The sequence below is a fragment of the Kitasatospora sp. NBC_00374 genome (assembly GCF_041434935.1).
In the GTDB taxonomy this organism is placed as follows: domain Bacteria; phylum Actinomycetota; class Actinomycetes; order Streptomycetales; family Streptomycetaceae; genus Kitasatospora.
Map to the genome: position 1 here is coordinate 7,189,045 of NZ_CP107964.1, position 16,081 is coordinate 7,205,125.

The 16,081-nt window shown below is 75.5% G+C and carries 11 protein-coding genes; 9 read left to right on the forward strand and 2 right to left on the reverse strand.

The window, feature by feature from the left end; all coding sequences use genetic code 11:
* The first annotated feature begins 222 nt into the window (after nt 1–222).
* Both OG871_RS31975 and OG871_RS31980 read left to right on the forward strand, forming a co-directional pair.
* Nucleotides 223–1,047, forward strand: coding sequence for a xanthine dehydrogenase family protein subunit M (locus tag OG871_RS31975; protein ID WP_371501542.1), 825 nt, complete (start codon nt 223–225; stop codon nt 1,045–1,047).
* A complete protein-coding gene (locus OG871_RS31980; protein ID WP_371501543.1) occupies nt 1,044–3,794 on the forward strand; it encodes a molybdopterin-dependent oxidoreductase in 2,751 nt (916 codons plus the stop codon). The genes OG871_RS31975 and OG871_RS31980 overlap by 4 nt, the downstream gene beginning before the upstream one ends.
* A gap of 102 nt (nt 3,795–3,896) precedes the next feature.
* Here OG871_RS31980 and OG871_RS31985 read toward each other — a convergent pair whose 3' ends face one another.
* Nucleotides 3,897–4,358 carry an NUDIX hydrolase gene (locus OG871_RS31985; RefSeq protein ID WP_371501544.1) on the reverse strand — a complete coding sequence of 154 codons (462 nt, stop codon included), beginning with the start codon at nt 4,356–4,358 and terminating at the stop codon, nt 3,897–3,899.
* Nucleotides 4,359–4,370: 12 nt separating this feature from the next.
* Nucleotides 4,371–5,858 carry an SDR family NAD(P)-dependent oxidoreductase gene (locus tag OG871_RS31990; RefSeq protein ID WP_371501545.1) on the reverse strand — a complete coding sequence of 496 codons (1,488 nt, stop codon included), beginning with the start codon at nt 5,856–5,858 and terminating at the stop codon, nt 4,371–4,373.
* A 186-nt stretch (nt 5,859–6,044) separates the two neighbouring features.
* On the opposite strand from OG871_RS31990, the gene OG871_RS31995 reads away from it, so the two are divergent.
* The 7 genes from OG871_RS31995 to OG871_RS32025 all read left to right on the forward strand — a co-directional run bounded on the left by OG871_RS31995 (nt 6,045) and on the right by OG871_RS32025 (nt 16,080).
* Nucleotides 6,045–6,794: a trans-aconitate 2-methyltransferase gene (locus OG871_RS31995; RefSeq protein WP_371501546.1), complete on the forward strand. Its 750-nt coding sequence runs from the start codon at nt 6,045–6,047 to the stop codon at nt 6,792–6,794.
* A 666-nt stretch (nt 6,795–7,460) separates the two neighbouring features.
* Nucleotides 7,461–8,126 (forward strand): transglycosylase SLT domain-containing protein, encoded by a 666-nt coding sequence (locus OG871_RS32000; RefSeq protein ID WP_371501548.1) that lies wholly within the window; start codon nt 7,461–7,463, stop codon nt 8,124–8,126.
* 194 nt (nt 8,127–8,320) lie between these two features.
* Entirely contained in the window at nt 8,321–9,466 is a 1,146-nt protein-coding gene (locus OG871_RS32005; RefSeq protein ID WP_371501549.1) for an AAA family ATPase, read from the forward strand.
* Nucleotides 9,463–9,882, forward strand: coding sequence for a hypothetical protein (locus OG871_RS32010; RefSeq protein ID WP_371501550.1), 420 nt, complete (start codon nt 9,463–9,465; stop codon nt 9,880–9,882). The genes OG871_RS32005 and OG871_RS32010 overlap by 4 nt, the downstream gene beginning before the upstream one ends.
* A complete protein-coding gene (locus tag OG871_RS32015; protein ID WP_371501551.1) occupies nt 9,879–11,627 on the forward strand; it encodes a hypothetical protein in 1,749 nt (582 codons plus the stop codon). Before OG871_RS32010 ends, OG871_RS32015 begins: the two co-directional genes overlap by 4 nt.
* Nucleotides 11,624–14,425, forward strand: a complete 2,802-nt coding sequence (locus OG871_RS32020; protein ID WP_371501553.1) for a bpX6 domain-containing protein — start codon at nt 11,624–11,626, stop codon at nt 14,423–14,425. Before OG871_RS32015 ends, OG871_RS32020 begins: the two co-directional genes overlap by 4 nt.
* Before the next feature lie 215 nt (nt 14,426–14,640).
* A complete protein-coding gene (locus tag OG871_RS32025) occupies nt 14,641–16,080 on the forward strand; it encodes a GuaB1 family IMP dehydrogenase-related protein (protein ID WP_371501554.1) in 1,440 nt (479 codons plus the stop codon).
* Nucleotide 16,081 lies beyond the last annotated feature (1 nt).

A 16,081-nucleotide genomic window follows, 5' to 3' on the forward strand; every position in this document is an offset into this window, starting at 1 on the left:
CCGGCCGCCCGTCCCGACCCGGGTGACCGAGGACACCGGCGGCACCTGGCATCTGCCAGGCTGACATGAGTAACGCGCTGGCAGATGCAAGAAGCCGGCCGTCGATCCTCCTGGTCGATCCTCCAGTCCGCCCGCCGGCCGCCGGTGTGCGGCACCACTCGTCCCCGCAGGTGGGGCGTTGCTTCAATCGCCGTATCGAGCTGTCGAGGACGGTGGAACAACGTGGATCTGAACACGGTGCTGGAGGTACGCGACGCCCGCCGTCGCGATACGTGGCTGTCGGGCGACGCCTGGCTGGGGGGCGGCACCTATCTGTTCTCCGAGCCGCAGCCCCACCTCCGCCGGCTGATCGACCTGAGCCGGACGGGGTGGGAGCCGCTGCAGGTGACGGCCACCGGCGACCTGGAGATCGCCGCGACCTGCACCGTCGCCCGGCTGTCACGCTTCCCGAAGCCCGCGCACTGGACGGCGGCGCCGCTCTTCGAGCAGTGCTGCCGGGCGTTCCTGGCCTCGTGGAAGATCTGGAACATGGCCACCTTCGGCGGCAATCTGTGCAACGCGCTGCCGGCCGGGCCGATGATCTCGCTGGCCGCCGGCCTCGACGGCGTCTGCCTGTTGCAGGCCCAGACCGGCGCCCGGCGCGAGGTCCCCGTCGGGCGGTTCGTCACCGGAGCCGGCCGCAACGTCCTGCACCCCGGCGAACTGCTGCGCTCGGTCACCCTGCCCGCCCGAGCGCTGCGGTCCAGGACGGCGTTCCGGCAGGCCTCGCTGTACGGGCTGGGCCGGTCCGGCGTGCTCGTGACCGGCACCCTCGACCCGCTCGACGGGACCCTGACGATCACCGTCTCGGCCTCCACCGTACGGCCGATCCGGCTGGCCTTCCCGCTGCCGCCGAACGCGGCGGCGGTGCGCGAGGCGGTCGAGTACGGGATCGAGCCCGGGGAGTACTTCGACGACATCCACGGACTGCCCGCCTGGCGGCGCCACATGACGTTCCGCTACGCCGAGGAGATCCGCCGCGAACTGACCGAGGAGGCCGGACGATGAGCTACTCGATCCGGGTCAACGACCAGGACTTCGACGAGGAGCCCCGCGCCGGCCAGTGCCTGCGCACCTACCTGCGCGACCGCGGCTGGTTCGGGGTCAAGAAGGGATGTGACGCAGGGGACTGCGGGGCGTGCACCGTCCAGGTCGACGGCGAGCCGGTGCACAGCTGCCTCTACCCGGCGGTCCGGGCCGAGGGCCGCTCGGTGACCACCGTCGAGGGGCTGGCCGGGAACGGCGAACTCCACCCGATGCAGCAGCGCTTCCTGGACGCGCAGGGCTTCCAGTGCGGGTTCTGCACGGCCGGCTTCCTGATGACCACCTCGGCTCTGGACGAGGATCAACTGGCGGACCTGCCGCGGTCCTTGAAGGGCAACCTGTGCCGGTGCACCGGCTACCGGGCGATCGAGGACGCCGTCCGCGGGGTCAGGCACGCCGAGGAGCCGTGCGCCGGGCAGGCGGTCGGCCGCAGCCCGGGTGCCCCGGCCGGGCCGCAGGTGGTCACCGGGACCGCCCGCTACACCTTCGACGTCGAGGTGGAGGGGCTGCTGCACATGAAAGTGCTGCGCTCCCCGCACCCGCACGCCAGGATCGTCTCCATCGACACCTCGGCCGCGCTGCGGGTGCCCGGGGTGCACCTCGTCCTGACCCACCACGACGCCCCGGAGCGGCTGTTCTCCTCGGCGCGGCACGAGCACCCGACCGAGGACCCAGACGACACCCGGGTACTGGACGACGTGGTCCGGTTCGCCGGGCAGCGGGTCGCGGCCGTGGTCGCCGACAGCGAGGGGGCGGCGGAGGAGGGCTGCCGCCGGATCGTGGTGGAGTACGAGGTGCTGCCGTTCGTCATCGACCCGGAGCTCGCCATGGCGCCCGGCGCGCCGGTCGTCCACCGCAAGGGCCCGGAGTCGCGGATCGCCCGCCCGGAGAACAACGTCTGCGGCGAGGTGCACGGCGAGATCGGCAGCGTCGAGGAGGGCTTCGCCGAGGCGGCCCTGGTCTACGAGGAGACCTTCCGTACCCAGCGGGTGCAGCACGCGAGCCTGGAGACGCACGGTGCGGTGGCCTGGTTCGAGGACCACACCGGCGAGGACGGCGTGGCCCGGGAGCGGATCGTGGTCCGCTCCAGCACCCAGGTGCCGTTCCTGACCCGCCGTGCGCTGTGCGCGCTGTACGACCTGCCGCACGAGTACGTCCGGGTGGTGGCCGGCCGGGTCGGCGGCGGGTTCGGCGGCAAGCAGGAGATGCTCGTCGAGGACGTCGTGGTGCTCGCGGCGATGCGGCTGAAGCGCCCGGTGAAGCTGGAGTTCACCCGGCCCGAGCAGTTCTACGGCGCCACCACCCGGCACCCGTTCACCATCCGGATCAAGGCGGGGGCGAAGAGCGACGGTACGCTCACCGCGCTCCGGTTGCGGGTCGTCTCCAACACCGGCGCGTACGGCAACCACGGCCCCGCGGTGATGTTCCACAGCGTGGGCGAGTCGATGGCGGTCTACCGGGCGCCGCACAAGAAGGTCGACGCCTACTCCGTCTACACCAACTGCGTGCCGGCCGGGGCGTTCCGCGGGTACGGCCTCGGACAGGTGACCTTCGCGGTCGAGTCGGCGATGGACGAGATGGCTCGCCGGCTGGGCATCGACCCGCTGGTGTTCCGCGAGCGCAACATCATCGGCCCCGGCGAGCACATGATCAGCCCCGGCGGCGAGGAGGAGGACCTGCACATCGCCAGCTACGGCCTCGACCAGTGCCTCCGGGTGGTCCGCGACGCCGTCGCCGAGGACCGCAGCGCCGAGGACGCCCCGCCGGGCTGGCTGGTCGGGCAGGGCGCCGCCATGTCGATGATCGCCACCGGGCCGCCCGGCGGGCACTTCGCCGACGCCACCGTGACGCTGCTGGCGGACGGCGGCTACGACATCGCCGTCGGCACCGCCGAGTTCGGCAACGGCACCACCACCGTGCACCAGCAGATCACCGCCGGCGCACTGGGCACCACCGTCGACCGGATCGCCGTCCGGCAGTCCGACACCGACGTCGTCCGGCACGACACCGGGGCCTTCGGCTCGGCCGGCACCGTCGTCGCGGGCAAGGCGGTGATGAAGGCCGCCGACGCCCTCGCCGAGCGACTCCTCTCGTTCGCCGCGGAGTACGCCCGGACACCGCGGAGCCGGTGCCGGCTGACGGTGGACGCGGTCGAGTGCGACGGCCGGCGGGTCGCACTCAAGGAGCTCTTCGAGGCCGCCCACGGCAAGGGCGTGACCCTGGCGGGCGAGGGCCACTGGGGAGGCTCGCCGCGCTCGGTCGCCTTCAACGCCCAGTGGTTCCGGATCGCCGTCGATCCGGACACCGGCGAGATGCGGATCCTGAGGAGCGTCCACGCGGCCGACGCCGGCAAGGTGATGAACCCGATGCAGTGCCGCGGCCAGGTCGAGGGCGGCGTCGCCCAGGCCCTCGGCGCGACCCTGTTCGAACAGGTCCTCGTCGACGACGACGGCCAGGTCACCACCGCCGCCTTCCGCCGCTACCGGCTGCCGGCCTACGCCGATGTGCCGCGCACCGAGGTGCACTTCATGGAGACCTCCGACGCGATCGGGCCGCTGGGCGCCAAGTCGATGAGCGAGAGCCCCTTCAACCCGGTCGCCCCCGCCTTCGCCAACGCCCTGCGGGACGCCACCGGGGTGCGCTTCACCGAAGTCCCGCTGCTGCGCGACAAGGTGTGGCAGGCGATCGCCGACCGGCGCGGCCGCGCGTAGCGCAAGCCGGTTCCGCTGCTCCCCGACGCTCGGATCGGCGTGCCGACGCCCGGTGCGGGACCGGACCGCCAGGGGATCACGCCTCGGGCGGGTGCCCGGTGCTCAGGCGGGGGACGGCCCCAGCGGGTAGCGGAACGCCACTCCGGGCGGGTCGGTGAGGTCGGGCAGCCAGCTGCCCAGGACCAGGGCGGACGGGTGGAACAGCGGCGCGGGCAGCGCGTCCACCGGGAAGCGATCCCAGCCGGCGCAGGCGTGCGGCTCGGTGACGAAGGCCGGTGCGTCGGTGGGCGGGGCCAGGACGGCGGCGGTGAGCCTGGCCCGGCCGTCCCGGTGGTCCAGCAGGACGGCCAGCACCCGCATCGCCGCGGCCGGCAGCACGATGCCGGTCTCCTCCGCCAACTCCCGTGCGGCGGCCTGCTCGAAGGACTCGCCGGGCTGGTCGACCTTGCCGCCGGGCAGGCTCCAGGTCGGCGCCTCGCCCGCGGTGGTCCGACGGCCGAGCAGGACCCGGCCGTCGGTGGTGGGGACGATCACGCCGGCCCCGAGCATCGGTGCTGCCGCCATCGAAACCGTCTCCTACCAGGGGGCCTTGGAGTAGTCCTTGAGGAAGCAGCCGTACAGGTCCTCGCCCAACTCGCCCCGGACGATGGGGTCGTAGACCCGGGCGGCGCCGTCGACGAGGTCGAGCGGGGCGTGGAAGCCCTCCTCGGCGAGCCGCATCTTGTCGGGGTGCGGCCGCTCGTCGGTGATCCAGCCGGTGTCCACACTGGTCATCAGGATGCCGTCGCTCTGCAGCATCTCGTCCGCGCTGGTACGGGTGAGCATGTTCAGCGCGGCCTTGGCCATGTTGGTGTGCGGGTGACCGGCGCCCTTGTAGCCGCGGTTGAAGACACCCTCCATCGCGGAGACGTTCACCACGTACTTGCGGCGGGCGGTGGAGGCGGCCATCGCCGGGCGCAGTTGGCTGATCAGGATGAACGGCGCGGTGGAGTTGCAGAGCTGGACTTCGAGCAGCTCGACCGGGCCGACCTCGCTGACGGTCTGGACCCAGCTGTTGGTCGGGGCCAGGTCGGGGACCAGACCGCCGGCGTCGATGGCGGTGCCGGCCGCGATCCGCTCGGGCGTGGCGGAGCCGGTGACCAGGGCGAGGGCGGTGACCTCCTCGGCCGCGATCCGCTCGCTGCCGCTGGTGGCCTGGCCGGGCAGCGCCGGCAGGTCGACGCCGCCGCTGCCGAACCGGCCGATCACGGTGGCCGGGGGCAGCTCACCGGCCGGCAGCGGCGCGGACTCGGCGGCCAGCAGCTCGCGGTAGGACTCGGGGGAGCGCCGGACGGTCTGCGCGGCGTTGTTGATCAGGATGTCCAGCGGGCCGTCGGCGGCGACCTCGTCGGCGAGGGCCATCACCTGGGCCGGGTCGCGCAGGTCGATGCCGATGATCTTGAGGCGGTGGATCCAGCCGGCGCTGTCCGGCATCGCCATGAAGCGGCGGATCGCGTCGTTGGGGAAGCGGGTGGTGATGGTGGTGTGCGCGCCGTCGCGGAGCAGCAGCAGCGCGATGTACATGCCGATCTTGGCCCGGCCGCCGGTGAGCAGGGCCCGCTTGCCGGTCAGGTCGGTCCGGGCGTTGCGGCGGCCGTGGTTGAGTGCGGCGCAGTTGCGGCAGAGCTGGTGGTAGAAGGCGTCCACCTCGACGTACCGCTGCTTGCAGGTGTAGCAGGAGCGCGGGCGTTCGAGTATTCCGGCGATCTCGGTGGTGGTCTCGGTGCTGAGGCCGAAGACGCCCGCCGTCTCGTCGTCGATCCGGCCGGGTGCGCCGGTGGCGGTACGGGAGGTGACCTCGCGGTCGTTGGCCGTCTTGCGGGCCCGCATCTCCTGGCGGCGGCGCTGCTTGAGGGTCCGGAAGACACCGCCGACGGCCTTGCGGACGGTGATCGCGTCCGGGTGGTCGACGTCCAGTTCGTCGAGCTCGGCGAGCACGCTGAGGCAGAGCTCCAGCCGCTCCGGGGCGATGCCCGGGCCGTACTCGATCTCTTCTGCGTTCTGGATCTCCGCGCCCGCCGTCATGACCGCTGTTGTTTCCTTGTCCGCTTCGCCGATGCTCCGGGCGAACTCTACGGGAGCGGCCGGTCGTGGGGCGAAAAGCCGACCGGCGGTAATGGCTGGAATGCGCTTGCGGGGATTACGGGCGCGACCCTATGCTCGGTAATGGCCAATATGGCTGTTCATCTATTACCTGGGAGGGGTGTCCCCATGGACGGCAAGCACTGGGACGACTGGCAGCGCAGCTGGGACCGGCAGCAGGAGTGGTACCTGCCCGACCGTGAGGAGCGCTTCCGCGTGATGCTCGACACGGTCGAGGCGCACGCCGGCCGGGCACCCCGCGTGCTCGACCTCGCCTGCGGCACCGGCAGCATCAGTGAGCGCCTGCTGGCCCGCCTGCCCGGGGCCGTCAGTGTCGGGGTCGACATCGACCCGGTCCTCCTCGCCATCGCCCGCGGCCACTTCGCGGCCGAGCCCCGGCTCACCCTGGTGACCGCCGACCTCCGCGACCGCGACTGGCCCGCCCGGCTCCCGCCCGGCCCGTACGACGCGGTGCTGACCGCGACCGCGCTGCACTGGCTGCCCGCCGAGGACCTGGCCCGGATCTACCGGGACGTGGCCGTGCTGCTGCGCCCCGGCGGCGTCTTCCTCAACGCCGACCACACCCCCGAACCCGGCACCCCGCTGCTCAACGCCGCCGACGAGTCCTTCCAGCGGCGCCGGCAGCAGCGCGAACGTGCGCGGGGCGTCCTCGACTGGGCCCAGTGGTGGGCCGCGGTCGCCGCCGACCCGGTGCTGGCCAAGCAGGCCGCCGCGCGCGCCCTCGTCCACGGCTCGCACGAGGACCCGCAGCCGCGGCCCGCCGACTGGCACCGTGCGCGGCTGGTGGAGGCGGGCTTCCGGGAGGCGGGTGTGATCTGGCGCTCGGTGGGGGACTCGCTGGTGGCCGCCGTCCGCTGAGAGCGGGGCCGGTGCGGGGGTGGCCACGGCGGTGACCGGGGTCACGGACGGGTGTCCCGGTACGAGACGGGGGTCACGTCCGGGGGGTGTGGCGGGGGTCCGGGCGGCAGGGTGTCGGGGGAGGTCGTTCGGGCGTCAACCCGGTTGGTTCCAGGCGTGGTTGAGGGTGCGGAAGCGCCTGTCTGAATTCGGACATATCGGTCATTATGGGGCACTTTCCGGTCAATCTGTGAGCTTCCCCACGGGGGACGGCCCGCCTCGGGCCCGGAGTTGGCCCGACGGGCCGTCACCACCGGTCGTCCCGGGCCGCGTTGGCGCCGTCGCCCCCGGTGCGTCCGGCCGGTCCGGACCCTGCCCGGGCCGGTTGCCCCGGGGGTGGGGGTCGCGCAACATCGAGGGAGCGCCCCGGGCCGAGCAGGTCCGCAGGGTGCGAACAGCGCAGTCGACCTCGACGTAGAGCGGGTCGGTGGCAGGGCCGTACGCGGCCCCGCTGCGCAGTCGGCGGGTCCGATCCCGCCGCCGTACTTCGGCCGCCAGGTGTGCGGTGCCGCCGTGCTCGTCACGGGCTCCCGGCTGTCCCGGGACGTGGTGCGACCCCCGCTACCCAAGAGGTGCTTCAGCGTGCGTGCGATCAGCCAGGGCCGACTCCGAATCTCGAAGATCCGAATGAACCACCCCCGCCTGCCCGACTGCGTTCTCGCGGCCGGTCTCACCGGTGCCGTGGTCGTCGGCCTGGCTGTCCCGGCGAGCCAGGCGTTCGCCGCGGAGCCCGCCGCCGCCACCGTTCCCGCCGCCGCCGCCGCGCCCGCCGCTGCGGCGCCCGCCGCCGAGGCCCCCGCCGCCCCCGCGGAGGCGCCCGCTCCGGCCCCCGCTCCGGCTCCGGCGGAGGCGCCCGCCCCGGCCCCGGCGCCCGCCCCGGCTCCCGCCCCGGCCCCCGAGCCCGCGCCGGCTCCCCAGCCGGCCGCCCCGGCCCAGCCGAGCTACCCGAACAACCTCGACGGCTGGATCCAGGAGGCCCGCGACGTGCTGGCCGCGCACGGTGACCGCGTCCCGTCCGCCAAGGCGATGCGCGCCACCGCGATGTCCGAGTCCTCGGGCAACCCGACGGCCGTCAACGGCTGGGACTCCAACGCCAAGGCCGGCATCCCGTCGATCGGCCTGACCCAGATGATCAAGCCGACCTTCAAGGCGTACGCGCTGGCCGGCCACACCGAGATCACCAACCCGGTCGACAACCTGATCGCCAGCGCCCGCTACTGCAACCACGTCTACGGCAGCATGGACAAGGTCGCCCAGGCCCGCTGCTACGGCTCGTGCTGGCGCGGCTACTAGGATCCACCGCTCAGGATCCTCCGCTCGTCCGCCGGGCCGCGCGACCTCGCCGTCGTGCGGCCCGGCGGCGTTCGCGGTCACCGCCGTTCGCGGTCACCGGCTTCCCCGGCCGGTGGCGGTCCGGCCCGGCGGCGTTCCGGCCGAGCGTAAACCCGCTGGTGGCAGCCTTGATCGGCGGCCTAGACTCCGGTGCCGTGACGGAGCTCAGCACCACGGCCCTGGCGGCCGACGCGAAGACCATCGGCGCGGCCGCGGCCACCGCCGGTGAAGGCATGGTGGACCGTGAGGTGCTGGCCGAGGTGGTCACCCTGTGCGCGGTCGCTGGCGAGCACCTGCTGGTGGTCGGCCCGCCCGGGACGGCCAAGTCGGCGGCGGTCCGGCAGGTGGCGGCCCGGCTGGGCGGGCGCTACTTCGAGTACCTGCTGGGCCGGTTCACCGAGCCCAACGAGCTCTTCGGCCCGGTCGACCTGCGCCGGTTGCGCGAGGGCCGGGTCGAGTACGAGACCGCGGGCATGCTGCCCGAGGCCGAGATCGCCTTCCTGGACGAGGTCTTCCTCGGCTCGACCGCCGTCCTCAACACCCTGCTCGGCCTGCTCAACGAGCGGGTCTTCCGGCGCGGCGCGACGGCGCTGCCCAGCCCGCTGCGGGTCTGCGTCGGCGCCGCCAACCACCTCCCCGAGGACCCGGCGCTGGCCGCCTTCGCCGACCGCTTCCTCGCCCGCCTGTTCGTCGAACCGGTACCCGACGCCCGCCTGGAGGAACTGCTGGAGGCCGGCCGCCGGCCCGCGTCCGCGCCACCGGCCCCCGCCGATCTGCTCGGAGCGGTCGACCGGCTGGCCGCCGCCGCCCGCGCCTGCGACCTCGCGGACGTCACGCCGCTGCTGGCCGCCGCACTGCGCCGGCTGCGCGGCGCGGGCGTCCCGGTCAGCGACCGCCGCGCCGTCCGCTCCCAGCGTCTGGTCGCCGCGGCCGCGGTGCTCGACGGCCGCACCACGGCGAGCGCCCGCGACCTGTGGGTCCTGCCGCTGATCGCCCCCACCGCGGACACCCACGCGCTGGCCCGCGACACCCTGGCCGACCTGGTCGAGAAGTCGGCCAACGCGAGTCTGGTGCACGCTGCCGAGGAGCTGTCCCGGGGCGCACTGGCCCGCGCCGAGCGCCTCGCCCGCACCGCCGCCGCCCTGCTCGCCGAACACGGCACGGCGCCCGCCGCGCGCGACGACCGCCTCCGGCTGGAGGCGACGCTGCGCGAGATCGACGCCGGCTTCGACCCCGCCGACCTGCCCGCGCCGCTGGCCGGGATACGCGCCGGACTCGCCGCCGCGGTCCGGCTCTCGTGAGCGCGCCACCCGGCGCCCCGCTCCAGTGGCACCGCCGCGAACCCCCGCTGCCCGCCGCCGCGGTGCTCGCCCTCGGCCCCGCGGTGCCCGCCCTCGCCCGCGCCACGGCCGAACGGCTGGCCGGCGGAGCCGCGTTGCGGGCCGTGGCCGACGAACAGTCACTGGTGGTGCTCGGCGCGGGCGCCGACCTGCCGTGGGCCGACGGCGTCCGCTACCTCGGCCGGGACGGCGGCACGCTGCTCCCGACCACCGCGTGTCCCACGCCCGCACCGGCCCTGTGGCGGCAGGCGCTGGCCCCCGGCGACGGCCTGCTGCTGGTCCTGGTGCCCGGCCTCGCCCTGGTCGCGGACCTGCCCACGGGCCCGCCCGACCCGGCCGCGCTCACCCTGCTCGCGAGAGGCGAGGAACCGTCATGAACGCCCCGCCGCAGGGGGACGGGGACACGGCCGCCGACCGCCCGACCCCCGCCGACCGCCTGCCTGCCGCACCGCTGCTGCCGGCCGCGCTCGCGCCGTGGTCCGCCGGCCTGTCGGCGCTCACGCCCGCACTCGCCTCGGCGCTCGGTCCGATGCTCCGGCGGATCGACGCGCTGATCGGCGAGCGCGAGCCGTTCACCGCGGCCGAGGGCGTTCTGGACGGCTACGGCGGCCTCGCCCGCGCCGGACGGCCGGACCAGCTGTCGGCCGCCGAATGGCTGCTCGCCGACGAGTTCCCCGACGAGTTCCTCCGCCGCCTGGCGGACGGTGAACTCCTCTACACAGCACCGGAGTTCCGCACTCCGGCGATACGCGGCCGAGTCGCCGTCCTGGCGGACACCGGCCCCGCGCAGGCCGGCGCCGGCCGCCTGGTGCAGCTCGCCGCACTGATCGTGCTGCACCGCCGGGCCGCCGCCCGGGGCGCGGAACTGATGGTCGGGATCCTCGGCGCACCGCCCGGTCGGTGGCTGACCGGCGACCTCCCCGACCTGCTGCCGCGCTGGCTTGCCGCCCGCCGCGCCACCGACCCCGGCCCGGACGCCGTACACGCGGCCGAAGCGGAGCTGGACGCGGCCGACCGGGCCTGGCTGCTCACCTCGCCCGCCCTGGCCGCCGAACTGCCCGCCCGCCGGCGCACGCTGACGAGCGAGACCACCCGGTGGGACGCCCACGGGGCCACCCACGTCTCGGTGTCGCTCGGCGGCGCCGCCGCCGAACTCCCGCTGCCCGCACCGGCGATCGCCGTCCGCGCGCTGCGCGGTGCGGAGTTCCTCCGGTCCGCGCCGGGCTCCGCCTCGCCGTCGGTCGCCGACGGGCTCGGCCTGCCCGCCTTCACCGGCTCCGCCCGGACACTGCTGATCCGGGGCAGATGGGAGCGCCGCCTGTACGCGGTCGACGTCTCCGGCAGCTCCGGGCGGGAGGTCGCCCGCGAGCGCCGCCACGACCTGCCGGGCGCCGTCGTCGCGGCGGCCCGGATCGGCCGCCGGCTGGTCACCCTGGTGGTCCAGGGCGACCGGCTGGCCACCCACGTCGTCGGCCGCCCGCTGCCGGGCGGGGAGCGCACGCCAGCCGATCGCGGCCCGCTCGGCCTCGACGACGCGCTGCTCGCCGAACTCCGCCGGGCCCCCGTCCTGCCGCTGCGACTCGACGGCGACGCCCTGCTCGCCCCGCTGGCCGGCCGCTGGTGGCGGATCGCCCGGGACGGGACGGCCGCCGACGACGGCCCGGTCGAACCCCCGGGCGCCACCGCGCCCAGCGGCCCCGCGTTCTCCTGGACCCGCGAACTGCGGCTGTCCGACGACCCGTTGCCGCCCGAGGCGGCCGCCGCCGTGCACCGGGTGCACGGCAACGGCGCCGTCGCCTGGTCACCGGACGGCAAGCACTGGGAGGTCCAGCCCCGGCACCGTCCCCGGTGCCGGATCACCTTCCGGGCCGATGCCGAGGTGGTCGGCGTGGTCGACGACGGCGCCGCGACCGCGCTGATCACCCGCACCCGGTCCGACGCCCTGGTGCACAGCCGGACGCCGGACCGCGTCCGGACCCTCGACCGGTTCTCCGGCGGCGGCCCGGCGCCCGCCGTCCACCCCGCCCTGCCGCTGATCGCCGCCGAACCGGAGCCGGGCCGGATCGTCCTGGGCGACGCCTTCGGTGGGCACGTCCACCGTGAGCTCAGGAGCGAGCGATGAGCACCACCGCCGGGGTCTTCCGCAGCGGCGTCACCGCCGCGGGCTTCGTCCTGGACCTTCCGGTGATCGGCCCGGCCCAGGCCGCCGAGCGGGTCCTGGAGCTCTGGCAGGACGGTGCTCGGCTCGGCGAACTCCCGGACGGCTGCTGGCTGTTGCGCCTGCCGGATCCGGTGGAGCTACGGCCCGAGCAGGCGCCGGGCCTCCCGGTGCGGGCGGTCGGCGGCGCGTTGGTGGCGGTCGGCGCCGAGGACGCCCGGGCCGAGGACGGCGAACTCGTCCTGCTGCGCGGCGGGGTGCTCCAGCGCCACCGGATCGCCGGGCTGCCGGCCCTGGACCCGGCCGAGTGGCTGGACCTCACCGGCCTGACGGTCCGTCGGCTGGCCCCGCTGACCGCGCCCGTCCGGCCCGAACCGGTCGTGGACGGCCGGCCCGCCAAGGCGGAGCCCGACCTGCGCGCGGCGGCCCGGATCGGTCCGCGCTCCGAACGGGCCCGCCGGCAGACCGAGCCCGCCACGGCCGACGGCTCCGGCCCGCGAGCCGCCGCCCGCCGGGCCCCGCGCGGCGGAGCCGCCATGACGGGCGGCGTGCTCGCGATCGCGGCCCTGCTGTGCCCGCTGGCCGTCCTGGCGGTGCTGCGCCCCAAATCGCCCGGGACCGCGGGCTGGCCCGCCCTGCTTCTCATCCTGCTCGCGTGCGTCCTGCTCGCCGTCCGGGGCCGACAAGTCCCGGACGGCGCCGCGCGTTCCCGCCCGGCGCCGGGACCCGCCCGGGCCCCGGCCCCGCGCCGACCCGCCCGCAGCCGGCGCCGCCGGCTGGGCGACCTGCTCGCCCGGTTGACGATGCGAAGCCCGATGGCCCCCCTGGTCCGCGGCCGCCACGCCCGCTACCTGCGCGAACTGACCCGGGCCTTCGAGCAGCGCCGATGGGAGGACGCGCTGCGCGATGCGATCAAGCTCGCCCACGACTCCGCCCCGGTGCCCGGCCGGCTCGGTCTCGGGCTGCCGGAGCGCCGCTCCGGCGCCCTGCGCCCGACCCCGGCCGCCGGCCCGGGGCCGGTGACGGCCTCGCCGCTCTCCGCCCCCGGCGTGCACCAGCACCTGAGCGTGCTCTACCGGCGGGCTGCCGAGGCGCTCGAACGCGAGGGCCGGGCCGAGGAGGCCGCCTTCGTCCTGGCCGATCTGCTCGACGCCGCGGCGGAGGCCGTGGCGCTGCTCGAACGGCACGGCCGGACCGCGCAGGCCGCCGAACTCGCCGAGGGCCGCGACCTCGACCCGGGCCTGCAGGTCAGGCTCTGGTGGCTGGCGGGCGACCGGGCGCGGGCGTTGCGGATCGCCCGCGCCCGCGGCGTCTTCGCGGACGCGGTCGAGCGGCTGGCCCGGCAGGACCGGGCGGCCGCCCGAGAACTGCGCGAGGCCTGGGTGCACTCCTGCCGGGAGGCGGGCGACCGGCTCGGCGCGGTGGACGCCGCCTGGCCGGACGAGTCGCTGCGCGGCAGCGTGGTCGAGGACCTGCGGGCCGCCGTCGCCCTCGGCGGGCCGCCCCGCTCCCGGGCGCTCGCCCACCTGCTGGCCCTCGGCGCCGGCCCCGCGACCACCGACCTCGCGCTGGCCGTCCTGGCCGGCGGCGAGGCCCGGCACCTGGCCGAGCGGCAGCAGCTCACCGCCGCCCTCGCGGCGCTCCCGTGCGCCGACCCCGCCACCGACCGCCGACTGGCCACCGCCGCGGCCCGCACCGCCGTCCGGGACGGCGGCCTCGGCCCGTCGGTCGACGAGCGCACCGGACGCGGCCTGCACGCGGGCCTGCTCCGGCGGGCCGACCCGCTGGCCGCCGCCGACCTGCCGGCTCCCCGGGCGCCCCGCCGGACGGCGGCCGGCCCGCTGGAGGTCACCGCGGACGCGCGGCCCGGCACCCTCCCGGTCCGGGACGCCGTCCTGCTCGACTCCGGGTCCGTGCTGGTCGCCTGCGGCCAGGCGGGCGTCCGCCTGCTCGCGCCCGACGGCCGGACCAGGGCCCGCTGGGACGTCCCCGCCGACCAGCTGGTGCCGGCCGACCACGGCGGGGCGGCCCTGCTGGTGGCCCGGTACGGCGAGGTCTGCGAGATCTCCCGGCTCGACCTCGCCACCCGGGCCGTGCGGCGCTGGGCCTCGCTGCGGGCCCGGCAGGTGGTCGGGTCCTTCGACGGCCGGCTGCTGATCACGGCGGACGAGGACGGCATCGCCGTCCTGGACACCCTGGCCGCCCGCCCGACCGTGGTCCGGCGCGAACTCGGCGGCGACGAGCGCCTGGTCGGCCGGATCGCCCGCACGGCGGCCGGCTGCAGCGCCCTGGTCGCGGCCGGCACCCGGCTGGAGCGCTGGCGCTGGGACCTGCCCGGCTGGGACCTGCGCTCCCGGCACCTGCTGGATCCGGACCGGCCGCCCACCGGGCTGCTCGCCTCCGGGCCGGTGATCGCGGTGTTCCCCACCGCGACGGACGGCGGCACGACGGTCGGCTGGCTCGGCGAGCAGCCGCCCACCTGGCGGGCGTTCGGCGACGCGCCCGCCCCGACCGTGCTGACCGACGGTGAGCGCCATGTCCTCGCCGTCCCGCAGGCGGACGGTTCGGTCCGGCTCGACGGGGGAGCCGGCGCCGACCCGACCCCGCGGTGCTCGGTGCTCCTCCCGGCGGCCGATCCGGCCGGGGCGGGCGTCCGGCAGCACGGCGGCGGCGTCACCTACTGGCACCGCACCGGCCGGATCGTGGCCGTCTCCGCCGCCGACTCGACCGTGCTGGCCAACCTCCGGGTGACCGCCGACTGAGCCTGGCCCCAGGCCCCGGCTTGGAGGTTCCTCCGAAGATCACCTCCACCGGGGCGGCCCCGGTTGTGTTGATCTTCAAGGATTGCGCGTGAACTGGCTTTGCACCGGGGTATCAGTGAGTATTGAACGTTGGGTGCGGGGCGCCCGACAGCGCCCCGCGGCCGAGCCGCAACCGCGCCCGAGGTGTACGTTTCCCCAGCCAGAGAGCCCCATTCATGCGCTTCCTGAACGACCTCAAGCCCGCGTACGACCTGACGTACGACGACGTCTTCATGGTCCCCAGCCGCTCCGCCGTGGGCTCCCGTCAGGCCGTGGACCTGTCCTCCAACGACGGCACCGGCACCACCGTCCCGCTGGTGGTGGCCAACATGACCGCCATCGCCGGCCGCCGGATGGCCGAGACCGTGGCCCGCCGCGGCGGGCTGGTCGCCATCCCGCAGGACATCCCGACCGACGTCATCGCCGACGTCATCGGCTGGGTGAAGCAGCGGCACCTCGTCCACGACACCGCGCTCACCCTCAGCCCCGGCGACACCGTCGCGGACGCCCTGTCGCTGCTGCCCAAGCGCGCCCACAACGCGCTCGTGGTGGTCGAGGACGGCAGGCCCGTCGGCGTGGTCACCGACTCCGACTGCCAGGGCGTCGACCGGTTCACCAGCCTCTCCGAGGTGATGTCCCGCGACCCGCTGCTGCTCCAGGAGGGCATCGAGCCCCGCGCGGCCTTCGAGAAGCTCAACGGCGCGCACCTCAAGCTCGCCCCGGTGGTCGACGCCGACGGCCGCCTGGTCGGCATCCTGACCCGCAAGAACGCCCTGCGCGCCACCCTCTACACCCCCGCCACCGACGCCGACGGCAAGCTGCGGATCGCCGCCACCGTCGGCATCAACGGCGACGTGGCCGGCAAGGCCAAGGCGCTGGTCGAGGCCGGCGCCGACGTGCTCGTGGTCGACACCGCGCACGGCCACCAGGAGTCGATGATCAGCGCGCTGCGCGCCGTCCGCGGGCTCGACCCGCAGATCCCGATCGTGGCCGGCAACGTGGTCTCCGCCGCCGGCGTCCGTGACCTGGTCGAGGCCGGCGCGGACATCCTCAAGGTCGGTGTCGGCCCCGGCGCGATGTGCACCACCCGGATGATGACCGGCGTGGGCCGCCCGCAGTTCTCCGCCGTTCTGGAGTGTGCCGCCGAGGCCCGCCGGCTCGGCAGGCACGTCTGGGCCGACGGCGGCGTCCGTCACCCGCGCGACGTCGCGATGGCGCTCGCCGCCGGTGCCTCCAACGTGATGATCGGCTCCTGGTTCGCCGGTACCTACGAGTCGCCCGGCGACCTGCAGACCACCGCCGACGGCCGCCAGTACAAGGAGAGCTTCGGCATGGCCTCCGCCCGCGCGGTGCGCAACCGGACCTCCGAGGAGTCGGCGTACGACCGGGCCCGCAAGGGCCTCTTCGAGGAGGGCATCTCCACCTCGCGGATGTTCCTCGACCCGGCCCGCCCGGGCGTCGAGGACCTGATCGACTCGATCGTCGCGGGCGTCCGCAGCTCCTGCACCTACGCGGGCGCCAACAGCCTGGAGGAGTTCCACGAGAAGGCCGTCATCGGCGTGCAGAGCGCGGCCGGCTACGCCGAGGGCAAGCCGCTGCACTCCAGCTGGGCCTGAC